The 12,246-nt window shown below is 41.0% G+C and carries 16 protein-coding genes; 2 read left to right on the plus strand and 14 right to left on the minus strand.

Translation table 11 applies throughout. The features are described from left to right. Positions 1-100: 100 nt before the first annotated feature. Genes CI960_RS14210 through CI960_RS14230 form a run of 5 tightly spaced genes read right to left on the minus strand, consistent with a single transcriptional unit; the run spans position 101 to position 3,459 of the window. Complete coding sequence (locus tag CI960_RS14210) at positions 101-961, minus strand: hypothetical protein (RefSeq protein WP_004323435.1); 861 nt, start codon at positions 959-961, stop codon at positions 101-103. A 24-nt stretch (positions 962-985) separates the two neighbouring features. Further along, on the minus strand, positions 986-1,543 hold the full coding sequence (locus CI960_RS14215; protein ID WP_004323436.1) for a hypothetical protein: 558 nt from the start codon (positions 1,541-1,543) through the stop codon (positions 986-988). After that, entirely contained in the window at positions 1,540-1,935 is a 396-nt protein-coding gene (locus CI960_RS14220) for a hypothetical protein (protein WP_004323437.1), read from the minus strand. Before CI960_RS14220 ends, CI960_RS14215 begins: the two co-directional genes overlap by 4 nt. A 10-nt stretch (positions 1,936-1,945) precedes the next feature. Beyond that, entirely contained in the window at positions 1,946-2,392 is a 447-nt protein-coding gene (locus CI960_RS14225; RefSeq protein ID WP_004323438.1) for a hypothetical protein, read from the minus strand. A 17-nt stretch (positions 2,393-2,409) separates the two neighbouring features. Further along, entirely contained in the window at positions 2,410-3,459 is a 1,050-nt protein-coding gene (locus CI960_RS14230) for a hypothetical protein (RefSeq protein WP_004323439.1), read from the minus strand. Positions 3,460-3,693: 234 nt separating this feature from the next. Between CI960_RS14230 and CI960_RS14235 the strand changes: the two genes are divergently transcribed. Continuing rightward, positions 3,694-4,338 (plus strand): recombinase family protein, encoded by a 645-nt coding sequence (locus CI960_RS14235; RefSeq protein ID WP_004323440.1) that lies wholly within the window; start codon positions 3,694-3,696, stop codon positions 4,336-4,338. Between the two features lie 368 nt (positions 4,339-4,706). On the opposite strand, the gene CI960_RS14245 is transcribed toward CI960_RS14235, so the two are convergent. From CI960_RS14245 to CI960_RS14285, 6 genes are all read right to left on the minus strand, one after another. Then, positions 4,707-5,387, minus strand: a complete 681-nt coding sequence (locus tag CI960_RS14245) for a hypothetical protein (protein ID WP_004323442.1) — start codon at positions 5,385-5,387, stop codon at positions 4,707-4,709. Positions 5,388-5,858: 471 nt separating this feature from the next. Continuing rightward, positions 5,859-6,113, minus strand: coding sequence for an LPD11 domain-containing protein (locus tag CI960_RS14255; protein WP_004323443.1), 255 nt, complete (start codon positions 6,111-6,113; stop codon positions 5,859-5,861). A 491-nt stretch (positions 6,114-6,604) separates the two neighbouring features. Continuing rightward, positions 6,605-7,105 (minus strand): DUF4313 domain-containing protein, encoded by a 501-nt coding sequence (locus tag CI960_RS14260; RefSeq protein ID WP_004323445.1) that lies wholly within the window; start codon positions 7,103-7,105, stop codon positions 6,605-6,607. A gap of 418 nt (positions 7,106-7,523) precedes the next feature. Then, positions 7,524-7,838, minus strand: a complete 315-nt coding sequence (locus CI960_RS14270) for a hypothetical protein (RefSeq protein ID WP_004323447.1) — start codon at positions 7,836-7,838, stop codon at positions 7,524-7,526. A 464-nt stretch (positions 7,839-8,302) separates the two neighbouring features. Then, on the minus strand, positions 8,303-8,830 hold the full coding sequence (locus CI960_RS14280) for a hypothetical protein (RefSeq protein ID WP_004323448.1): 528 nt from the start codon (positions 8,828-8,830) through the stop codon (positions 8,303-8,305). 487 nt (positions 8,831-9,317) lie between these two features. Further along, complete coding sequence (locus CI960_RS14285) at positions 9,318-9,698, minus strand: single-stranded DNA-binding protein (protein WP_004308735.1); 381 nt, start codon at positions 9,696-9,698, stop codon at positions 9,318-9,320. A gap of 431 nt (positions 9,699-10,129) precedes the next feature. Between CI960_RS14285 and CI960_RS14295 the strand changes: the two genes are divergently transcribed. Further along, complete coding sequence (locus tag CI960_RS14295) at positions 10,130-10,402, plus strand: hypothetical protein (protein ID WP_004323449.1); 273 nt, start codon at positions 10,130-10,132, stop codon at positions 10,400-10,402. Here CI960_RS14295 and CI960_RS14300 read toward each other — a convergent pair. The 3 genes from CI960_RS14300 to CI960_RS14310 form a co-directional block, all read right to left on the minus strand. Continuing rightward, positions 10,396-10,656, minus strand: coding sequence for a hypothetical protein (locus CI960_RS14300; protein WP_004308737.1), 261 nt, complete (start codon positions 10,654-10,656; stop codon positions 10,396-10,398). The genes CI960_RS14295 and CI960_RS14300 overlap by 7 nt on opposite strands. 14 nt (positions 10,657-10,670) lie before the next feature. Next, the gene (locus CI960_RS14305; RefSeq protein WP_004323450.1) at positions 10,671-11,000 is read right to left on the minus strand and encodes a hypothetical protein; all 330 of its coding nucleotides are present in this window, start codon (positions 10,998-11,000) and stop codon (positions 10,671-10,673) included. 182 nt (positions 11,001-11,182) lie between these two features. Beyond that, positions 11,183-11,485 (minus strand): hypothetical protein, encoded by a 303-nt coding sequence (locus tag CI960_RS14310; RefSeq protein ID WP_004323452.1) that lies wholly within the window; start codon positions 11,483-11,485, stop codon positions 11,183-11,185. Positions 11,486-12,246 lie beyond the last annotated feature (761 nt).

The following is a 12,246-nucleotide window of genomic DNA, read 5'->3' on the forward strand; positions in this document are numbered from 1 at the left end:
CTTTGTTCGTGGCAGGCGGGCAAGCCCGGATGCCTTCTATAACTGGCAGGGGGGCTTCACTGGATACAAAAGTGGATTGTTGCGGTTATACATTCTGTTTTCAACCTCCAATCTGATACGTTGCCTCCTGTGCCTTTGCCGCAAATGCCAGAAAAGGCTTAAAAAGCGTTTTAAGGAACTCCCTGTCATCTTCATCATAATCGGAATTTTCATCCCTATCTACATCAAGAATAAGCCCGGCAATACCTTTCGAAGTTGCAATAAGTCCTGTCCAGTCCCCATACAATTCCAATCGGAAGTAGTCCATAAACTCTGTACTGTCATCGAATCTCGACTTACGCAGTGCCCGTTGTATAGCGGCAAATGTAATGCACTCCAAAGCTACCATACGAATCTTGACAGCTCGTTCATCATCATCCGCTGCCGGATTGATGCGAGTGATACTGTCCGGAGATGGGCAGCTATCGCATATGCCAGCTTCATCCATTGCCCGACGAACAAGTTGCTCACACTTGATTCCGATCTCGTCAAGGGACACTTTGCCGATTATCCAATCGGACAATGCCTCACGTAGCTGTTCTGCAAGGTTCAACTTCTTCTGTCCATTGCAAGACTCCGTGGATTGGCTGGTTTGCACAGTCATGGTAATGATGACGCTTTTGGAAAGCCGGATGCGATTCAACAAGCCGAACTCTTCCATTACATCCAAAAAAGAACGGACAGTAGCCCTATGCCAATGCCATTCCGATGAAAGGTCAGAAACAGTCACGTGGCACTGGTTGGGTTGAAGTTCGTAGCCTTTGTTCCTTAAAAAAGGGGAAACAAAACCTGCCAAAGATTTATCCAATAAATCACAGAAGGCTTCTGTCTTTGTTTTTCGTTCACCGACTTTCTCCTTGAGGTAGTCAAATACTTCTCTGTCTGCCAATATAGGGACAGCTATTTTCTGCTTGGTTTTCATTTTCATTTCATTTTTTAATTATTACTATTGTGCGGATATATCAGTGTTGCCGCTATCCGCATCTTGCGGCAATATCGCGTGATGATGGTCATAATAACTTTCGGCTAATAGTCTGGGGAATTTCATCCATTCAGAGATTATGCCTATGTCCTGAAATTCGGTCATAACCCGAACAGAGGGATAGAACAGGGCAGCCAAAAGAAGATAGGCGGCAGTTACCGCCGTTGTGTACAAGTGTGGAACAAAACTGATGGCCAAAGCCACCAATGAGAGTATGACAAACATACATGGTCGGTCACATAAACCTCTTAACAATCTGTCCGCTCTCCTAAATGAATATATAGTGGCACAGATAGCAGTTGAAAGAAAAACACCGAACTCGCCAACATGTCCGCTGATGTAAACATAGTGGAAGAGCAATAGCAGAATCAATACGACCTGTACATATAGTTTACGAGCCTTTACACTGTGTATCATAGCATCGTAGAACCTTACCATAAAAGAACGGTGGCTTTTGTACAATGCTAATGGCAATACGAAAAGCGTTATACAGAAGATAAGTTGTAGTATATTCCAAATCATAAATAATAGGGTTTCTCGCGTATTTGAATGGGGGATATCATCAACTCTAATTGGACAATATTGTGGGTGGCCAATAGGATGATAACTTCGGCGTCCCTCGGTGAAAGGTATATCGCTGCTTTCTTAATACGTTGCTTGAACGTATGCTCCTGCTTACGGTAGGCTGCCAATGCCTTATCCAGTTTATGTTCCGGAATTGTCCATGTCATGCCTTTGGCGTATGAGCCTTTGTCTTTGCAAGCCCGCAGTACCAACGTGCGGGAAACAATGTAATTGATATATCCGTTTCTTGACAAAGCATACTCCTTATAGAAATTGTCATCAACAACCTCTATCCATGTCCGGTATTCCCTAATCCAATAAACCATTTGTCGGTATAGTGTGTCCCGCATAACATGACCATTAAAGGAAATCCATCAAGAGATCGTCTTTGTTCTTCTTATACTTGAATGTGCCACTTTTGGAATGAAGATCCAAATCAAGGCACAGCTCGCCGTACATCTGCTCAAGAGAATCATAGATGGTGACAAGAATGCTATTTACCTTACCGTCTGCATCTGTCTTGCAATTCATCTTGAACATCTGTCCAAATGCCGGGTTGGAGTATGCACAGGTGCTATGCCTGAATTTGTCAGCGTGCGTGGGGATGTGGTGGTAGAGAGTTATAAGCTCCATATCGTCCTCAAACAGATCCATCACTTCCTCCAAATCGTAAGGGTCGCGTAGCGGGAAGGTCAGTAGGGCGTAGTCACCGTAGAATTGTGCTTCCTCCATTGTCGTCACATCGAGTAGTTGCGGTAGTTGCAGAGGGACAAATGTCATAAAGTCATTGAAAAAATGTCGTAACATATTCATTTTTTATATTGTTAGAGCGTCTGTATGAAAATATCCATAAGCATTCCTGGCAGTTCAGTCAGTTGACCACTTTCCGATTGCAGGATTCGGCTCAAGGTTTTGAACGCCACAGGTGTCTGTGCCGCCATCCTGTCAAGTTGTTTCCGTTCTTTATCGGAAAGCAATGTCATAGAGAATCCGTCCAGTGAAGTATAAGGGTGGATAAGCATCCATATATAAGCATGTGCTTGCGAAGAAGTCTTGATTTTTTTGTTCCGAACATCTTCTATACAAATCTGCATATTTTGTATTTGGCGACGATTGGTGCGCATTGTCAAATAAAGCATAGCCTCCCGATAGGTAATCTCCTTTCTCTCAGCGGCAAAGAATATCTGCGAACAACACTGTTCAGTACCACGTGTGATGTCAGCCATACTCTCACCTTCGAAATCGTGCAAGTGAGAGAGGAACGCACGGAATATAGCATCTTCTTTAGTGATATAAGTAATCAGTTCATTGCGGCTATGTATGCCGTTACGGATAGTTCGGGTCAGTAACATACGGTAAGCCGCAAGGATTTCCTCTTTGTTACCCTTATGAAGCGGAAGATTATCCAGTGAGTTGAAAAACGGGCGGATTTCTCCAGCGGCATGATGCAGTTCCTCATCATTGTTATAAGGTGAGAACTCTCCTTTGAGAGCCAAAAGTTCCTGATAAGTACGCGTCTTTGAGAGGGCTAAGCGTGAGAACTCAGTGCGGATAGAATCATGCAGTCTGATACACTCTTCACGCTGATTGGAATGGGGGTGGCTGAGCGTATCATTCCGGAGATACCTAAAAACAGAGTCTTTTACTGTTTGCCATTGTAGGATATGCTTGGTCAATACTTGAAATGAGGAATCTTTCTGACGTCGTATATTGTACAAGTACTCCCTGTATATTCCGGCAGGATCGTTCGTAGCTTCAGACAATGATTTGCCATTTCTATCGCTGCATGATATCAGGCCCAATATGGCCAATGAAACGATACATCTTCCAGTCAAAAATGATGGAGTCTTGTAGTATGATTTTAAAATTTTCATATTTAACAATTCATATTTAACGATGCAAATCTATATATTATTTTTATTGTAAAAGCCCTTTTATATCGCATTTAGTATAATTTTTGGTATCATATTAATAATATGATTATCAATGAAAACAAGTGCAAGAAAAAAGCTAAAAAAAGGATTTAGCGAGATTTTTGCCACGATATGATTTTAGATTAAAATGAAAGTGCTATATTTGCACTTGTTATCAAAACAGTGTATATTAAAATGGCAAAAGTTGGCTATATATTCAAGGAAAATAATGACAGTTTTGATGCTGAGAGAGAATGGATGCAGCGATATGGTTGTGTACAAATCGTAGAGGAAACAGTTGAACATGAAACATTGAGACCTATGTGGAAACAGCTTATGGCGAATCTTCAAAGGGGCGATGAAATAGTCATATCCAAATTCAGCAATGCTGCACGCGGTTTAAGAGAACTGGCCGCGTTCATCGAACTATGCCGTATCAAAATTGTACGTGTCATATCCATTCATGACAGAGTTGATACTCGCGGTGAATTATTCCCCGGTACGACAGCAGCCGATGTGTTGTGGATAATAGGGGCATTTCCGGAAGAAATTGCCGCGCTACGAAAATATTCCGCTCATGTCGAGAAGTTACGCCAGAATATCAAAGCCCCGGCTGTGCCGAAGGTATTACCTAAAGCTGAACGAGATAAGACAATCGTGGATATGTATATCAACGGGCATTCTTTCGATGACATTTGGGCTGCAAGCGGTTTTAGCAGCAAAAGTTCTATTTGGCGCATACTCAATAAATATGGCGTAAAACTTGATCGTGGCCAAACCAGCGGTCCGCGTGTCAAACAGAACCCGAAAGAGGACGGAACAAATGAAGGTGACTCCTGATAGAATTTTCAGATAATCAGGATCGTATATTTGTTTTTCGGTTATTATTTTGTATTTTTATTATTGTTAAAACTATAAAAGTAAGACTTATGGGAGATATTATAATTGTATTGCTGGTATTCTGGGTTGTCGGCAAGCTCTTGAAGGGCGTGTTTGGCGGTTTCAGTAAAAGCAGCTTCAAAGATGATAAGTAGGCCAGCCAAGGGATGGGTAAATACGGTCAAAAAAGACTGGTTCAAGAGGCGTGAAATTGTAAAAAGGAAGTGGAATGGAATAAATATAAACGGAGCTTCCGGCAACAGGAGTCCAGGATATATCGGTTGAGATATACCCTGAATACATGTCGGATATTGTCTGTCCGGAGATGTTTAGGCTTTCCACCTATACCCCTCGTTTGTCAGTTCCAAGTATTCCTCTAATCCCGGTTTTACGAAAAAGACAATTTCAAAGGCATCGTTACTTCCGCTATCGGGGAATGTCATGTCGGTTTCTCCATTTCGGATAGTCCCTTTGCCCACGTTGGAACCAAGGTCTTCATCCGCATAGGCATATTGAAACTCGACGTCCGGAAATATTTCGGAGAGTGTTTGGATAAGCAGCGGCACACCTTCCCAAGCCGTATCAAACCAAAGCACGTTCGGTTCTTCAAAATTCTGATTAAAGGCATTCCATTTTGTACCCCAGTTAGCGATAGACCATTCATACCAAGTAGGATAACCGTATTTTCCCCAGTTTTTCAGATATGTCATTCCAAGTTGTAATGCTTCTTCCCTGACTTTTTCCTCCTGAATTTCCATCCATTGAATGACTTTCAGGTCGTCCTGTGAATTGAACGGTTTACGTTGCTGTGCTATGATATACTGCATACCAAATTCCCCAGAAGTGGACGCTTCTATCAGTAAGTCCTTTGGCATAGGGATAATGTTGTTGAAGTCAATATAGCAAGGCGTACTGTCTTCATCTGTTTTTCCTTTTAAGAAATCCATCACATTTTGTACTGTTTCTCTGTCTGCGTTTATTTCTAAACGGTTTGTTACATAATTAGGCATGATTTTAATGTTTAAAGAATTGGTTAGTATTAACTTTTATTTCCCATATTGTCGGTTCTTTACTGATTGAACCGTTTTGGGATTTATGGATGCGGTAAACGGATGTCGATACAGCTTCATACGGCAACTTTTCTTGCCAAATTACTCTTGCGCAGGAAGGAAGAATTTTGTAAGAAATACACTTCAAGTAGCAGGATCAAGCGCGATAGCCGACCTTTGCATCTGATAAAACCAAACCGGTGATAGGATGAAGAATAGATGGGAGATAAAATGAAAAATAATTAATATAAAAGAAGAATGCTATTCCTTTTGCAGAAATATAAAAAAGGAATAGAATGATATAATTATAAAAGAGGGATTATTATTACCCTCTCAATTATAAGAGGGTATGTTCTCAAACTCCGACCCTTATTTGTAATACTGTAATACCGCAACACCTCCGTTAAAGGTCATTACGGTATTTTTTTTGAATTATTCTTGTGTTACTCCCATAGCATTGCTGTATTCTTTGATTTGCTCCATTGTCAGCCATTCGGGTTTTTCGTTTTCTCGGAAGCTGTCGTGAATTTTCGTCATGTATTCAATTTGTGTCTTTTCAGAACCAGCCCACAAACGACGAGAACTTTTGTTTCCAAAGCCAAGATAATATTCACAGTCGGCTTGCAAACGACCCAATAACATATATCTGAATTTTAAATCGTGCTGTAATACTTCTTCTATTGTCATACTCGTTTTCGTTTTTAATTAAGTTTTTTATTTTCCCTTTTTTCAAGTCTTTCGACTTTGCCGGAAGGGTTGTTTTTCATGTGCGTCCCAAACGACGAAGCAGGAACGCAGTGCAAGGAATCGGAAATGAAATTTTATGAATACCGAAATCTATGATTTAGGAAGATTACGTCAAATTTCATTTCGGATAGCGTAGCGATACTTGGATAGCGTTCGTTCGCCGTAATTTTGCACACGAAAACAAGACCGGGCGAAAGTCTGGATAACGACAGGAAACATCAACATTCATTACATAAGGGCTGTAAAAGAGAAGCAGGCAGTTACGCTGCTATAAAAGGGAAACAAGGAAATTAAAAAAGTGGGCACGGAGCAATCTGTAAAAAAGGGGGGATGCCACCTGTCTTCGGGCAAAAGAAGATACCATACCGATAGGATTTAACCGATACGGTATCTCTTTGGTAGTCATCAGTACCATACTTTCAGAAAACCATTTAAAAACATTCGATATTCGCCTCTTGGAAAATCTGCGGGGCGTGCTGATAAAGCAAAGGAAGATTCAATACCGCCATTGGATATTCCACAAATCCGCTTCTACGCTTGTAACCTGAATAGGTCGCTAAATTATTTGTCTCCAGAAACTCCATTGCATCCGGATAATGATTCACATCAATAAATGTACGGTCTGGCAAATCGAGTGCATCCATGCTCTCCAAATTGACGGATAGCACGATATACTCTGTTTCATCTTCCACACTTTGCAAAGTAAGTGCTAACCAGCCATTGCCATAAAATTGAGGCATGAGATAAAAGCGTTCTCCACGAAACTCGTATTCTTTCCGCGTTAGGGAGCTGTCCGGATCTACCAAGCGAAAATCATCCTCTCCAGAAACAAATTCTGTTGATGGGTCACTGACATCCACATACGTTCCATTTACATTGTGACACAAATACTCTGCATTTTCTGAACGAACAATCACAAATTGAATTTCCATACTTTTAAAATTTAGCTATTAAACATCATGTTCTTTTTTTCCCTTTTTTCGGAAGCTTTTAGGCTTCTCCAGTCGGGATTTGATTTTTACGTGCATTCAAGATTGCCTTTAAGGAAAAGCAGGCAAGGAATTTGGACAGAATTTTTACAGTTGCGGTATGGAGCGTATACGACATTTGAGCGATTGAAAATCGGGAAAGCTACTGAAAAATTGTGTTCAAATAGCGTAGCGGTACTTGAATGTTTTTCCGTGGCAATACCTTTGCACAGGAAAAAACAAGTCCTGACTGGTAGCAGCCTGAAACGAAATAATTTCGTTTTATACAAGGGTAAAACGGAGTGATAAAAAAGGGAATGACCACAAAGAGCAGCCGACAAAAGCCGGCTTTCTTTTGTTCCTGTGGGAGGAGCTGGGACATTTAATCCGTTACATCATAATAATAGCTTAGCTCGTCATCTTCCAGATACTCCATTGCATATTGACTGGCTTGTGCCCAAAGGGTATTATACAATGTCGCAATTTCCGGCCTTGTTTCATAATACTGCCATATCTTATGGTTAAGCACTAAAACCAGTTCCGTGAGATACTTGTAGTTCTCTTTCCACTCCTTAAAAGCACGGTTGAAAGTGTCCTGTATCGCCGAAAGACCAAATCGGTCAGCAATGGAAAAATCATTCCAAAAGGTTGTTTGCAATTCATAACCGTTCTCTAACATAAATTCTCTGAATGTCATAATGCCTCAAATTTTAAGATTAATATTTTATTTATTTCCCTTCGATACTTCCTGTACCGAAAGGTTGATTATTTTTCTGCCCACGGGATTGGCGGCCAGAACGGGCAAGGAGGATGCGGAAAATACACTCTTCGATATTTCGGAGAGGAAGATTTTACAGCAGCAAGTGTCAGCGGTCCTTGACAGGACGGACAGCCGGCAATCGAATTTTGCAGGGAAATAACCAGGCTTGCGGGATAGAAATATAGGGGGTAGCTGGATGGGGCTATAAAGGAGGGCCGGAGTCTAAAAAAGGAAACTGGCACAAGCGGCCACCTACAACAGTTGGGCGGGAACATTCATAAATGTGTAAAAAGGAATAGTTTCCCACCACATTTTATGCAGAATATATACGGCATAAAACACAAGTGCGTAACAGCCTCTTGAGAAAGCGTTACGGCATTTGTTTAAGTACAGGTTACAGGCTATTTTACCTGAACGAGGTTGTCCTGTAGAGTTTTCCAGCCATACACTGCGGCCACATAGGGGTGGAGGGAACGTGTAACTTGGCGAAAACCATTCTCGTCAATTTCATAGTTGTAGATTTTTGCGGCAATCTGTTCTGCGTCGTCACGATTTTCAGCGACACGGTACAAAACATAATTCGTGCCATCATGGTGCGACATACGGCCTCGTATATCGTAGCCGTCACCGTACCACTCTGCATCATACTGGGTAGATTGTAATATCCCGGCAATGTTGTCACCCAAAATTTGATAGCCTTGTTTGCGTCCGTTCCACAATCCTAAATCTCCAAATGCAATAATGACTCCATTGACATCCTTGTTTAGGTTCTGCCGCTCATCCCCCAATTCATTATACACTTCGTCCGACCACTCTTCATCGCTGACCTTGTAGGCATCATCGTCCAGTTCTTCTCGCTTGAAATTTTGATAATACTCTCTTGCTGTTTCATCCAATAGAGCATCACTTGACCAAATTATTTGTTTCATACATTCTAATTTTTTATTTTCCCTTCCCTTCAGAGGCTTTTACCTCGTCCGGTGGGATTTGATTTTACGTGCAAACCACAAGGCGGAAGAAGGGAACAATGCAAGGAGGAAGCGGAATCCGAAGGATTTCATTTGAACGGCATTGACTGCAAATGAAACGCGCCTTGCAGGTTCACGTCCGACTTAACTTCGCACTGTAAAATTAATGGACGGCGGACGTAACCTCACTTTTGGGAAGAAATATGGTTATAAGAGGGACTGGAAAGCTGCTCAGAGGTATGGAATTGAGAGAGTCTTCTTTTTTCTATTGAAAATCGTAATCTGCCTGTTCATCAAGTGGAGCTAAGTATAACAGTATTACCGGGTGAAGATTTCATTTGGAGCTTGGCATCGCAACAGTCACTTATAAAAGTATGATGCGTATTAATCCGGTCATGAGCAAAACAAAAGCGACCAAAAGATCGCTTTGTTCATGATAAGGCAAGAATTATTTTTTGCCTTTTTTCACGGGCTTTACCGGCTTTTCAGGAACATCCTCCTTTTCGATAGGAGGATAAAACTTGACAGCCACCATAACAACACGATTGTGCTTCACACCGACCTTGTCGGTCCACTCTTCAGGCTTAAAGTAGCCTTCAATGGTGAGCATCGTACCTTTGGTCAGTTGGTCGAATGACCCAGTATTCTCGTTTTTACGCCAAGCCTCAATATTCATAAAGGCTGAAATGCGGTTGGTTTCCTCGGCATTCCTTTCCTGACGGCTTACGGCCAATGGGAAACGTGCGACACTGCTGTTGGTGAACTCTCGGATTTCAGCGTCTTTACCTAAGAATCCGGTTACTGTGAAATTGTTTTCAATCTTTTTCATGTTGAATTGCTTTTAGAAGTTATTAAATCAATTTTTACACTGCCTAAAAAGTAGATGTCGTTTAAGGGATGCACCAAGGATAGCGCGTCAATACGCTTTATTTTTAGCCACAGGTAAAATCGAAGGCTCGATAAAGGAAGATTGAAGCGGCTACGCCATTGGTCAAGACAACCATGTCGTTCCCGTCGGCATACTATCTTTGCAGAGGAAAAATGATGATTGCTTCGATAAAAAGCGATTATGGAAAATGGGAAACAAGTAAACCGGTAATGATAAGGAAAAAGAGCAAATCCAAATGTCGGCACAAAGGCGAGACATCCGTCCGAAAGTCAGTGAAGAATAGCAAAGCCAAAGCGAGACATGCCTGGCTTGAATTGAGACTGTAACAAACAGAATACCATCCAATCAGAAAAAAGGCCACTGCATAAGGAATGTGTCAGCCAAGAGTGGACAGAAGCGTAGGTAGCCCATCCTTGGAGGATAGTGATATCCGCATCGAAAAAAAATGGAACTGGAAGGAAAAACGGCAGGAAGAACCAGACTTTTCACAAAGTGGTTTCCAATTCGCTTTGTGCGAATGGCTGGTTTCTACAAAAGGGAGTGGCGCAGCCAAAAGAAAAAGTTATAAAAGGAAAATGGAAGTAAGGCTGAAATGGGTGATTCCATTCCAGCCAGTCGATGATATTTGTCCAAGGTGTCATTGAAATTCAACCATCATAATACGATGCTCGAATATTTTGGTTTTGTCGCTGGGACGTCGCTGGCAAACCCAAAGGTGTCGTGCACCGTAACCGTATGTGAAATATTCATCAAGTGGAGTTTTTTTCTCCAACTGTCTCATGCTTTCACGCAATTCCGCCTCATTGCCAGAAAAAAGAATCGTGTTAATGATTCGGAAATAAAGTTCAGTTACCTCGTCACAATAGGGGCAAAAGCTGTGTTCAATTGTTACTTTCATGCTTCTTTTGATTTTTATTGTACTTCGATTATATCTTCAATTCGACCATATAGGACAGAACGTAGTGCGGTTTTGTCAATGGCATAATATTCGGCAATATGTCCATGTTGTTTCACGAAATACCGTTTGAGAACATCGGAGAAGTCAAAACGGTAGCCCATTAAAGCGATACCTCTTTTGAAATGGCAGCACTCTTTCACATTGCGGGTGAGCCAGTTCTTTTCTTCCCGACTCAACTTGTCGCCATTATCAAGACGTTCCCGTAATTTGTAAACCTTGCTATCTTTCAGTTTTTCCAATTCGGGCACATCCCATTGGACGAATTTCATTGCTATCTGTGTCATGGTTTCTATGTTGTAAAATTGTAAAAATTACTTCATCACAGTATTTAATACTCTCTCTTTGCCACAGATGAAACGAACAGTGATTTTGTTGTCGAAATCACCGACAATCGTTCCATCCGTGTGTCTCTTATAGAATAAGCAAAGTGTAGGATAGACCATAATTTTACTTTATCTTCTTCTACTCATTCAGTTACTAATTTGACCTTCCATTCTCCCTGAGAGAATATTCTAAAGCTCACGTACTCGTCTTCAAATTCATAGGTTAGAATCTTGATATAGACTTTATCTTTGTCCTCCAACGATTCTACCAATTTTTTGATTTCTTCTTCTGGATACACCCAACGAGAGGAAAATTCTGCATCTACACTATCACCATATCGATTGGTAAATTCGCTGAAAGTGTCATCCAAGAAAGCCTCTATTTTGTCGAGGTCTGTTTTATTTTCCGTTCTTGCGTGGAAAATGTTGGTTGCATAATTTGCCATAAATACCAAGTTTTAAGTTTGTTACTTTCCCTCCTGTAGCATTTCACTTACTTTCGGGCTTGATTGAAATTATGTCGCTTCAACAGGTGGCATGGCTATGTATGCAGGGTTTCACTACAAAATACTACCTCTGCGAAGCGGAGCGTGGAGATTTTGTAGTGAACCTTCAGGTTACAACCTTGCATACAATAAAGACATGGCAAATACCTTTGCGACACAATTCCCATCGGGCAGACCGAAAGTTGATATGCGAGCATGTGGGAGTTTGCTCGGTACGGATGTGTGTAAAAGGTGGCTATGAAGTAAAAGAGTATCGCAGCGAAAAGAGAAAAGAGGCAAGAGCTTATCTTCTCTTTTGGCTGTATGGGTAGAATGGGAAAATCACAAAAAGTAACATGAAAATCCAGTTTGGTTTAGTTTGTTAGCCTTATATATGCTAAACTAAATTAAACTAAATATAGGCAGGCATTTTTGGCTGCCTGTACAAAAAAGATTATCTTTGCTACAAGCAATACAACTTCAAGAGATAATAATTTGTATTCTCTTTATGAGCTGCAAATAATTTGTTAGTTAAAGTTAGGAGCAAATTCTTCGAATGATGAGAGCAGATAAAATTGCTCGGAATGCACTCTGAAAGCAAACAAACGAAAAGAAAGAAACAGAGTGCAAATAGAAAAATGAGAAATCACTTTAATTCCTATTTTTGTTCCTTATTTGTTTCTCCACTAAAATCACCTTTCTTATAACATATTGATTATAAA

This window comes from Parabacteroides sp. CT06, assembly GCF_002257605.1.
Classification (GTDB): Bacteria; Bacteroidota; Bacteroidia; order Bacteroidales; family Tannerellaceae; genus Parabacteroides; species Parabacteroides distasonis.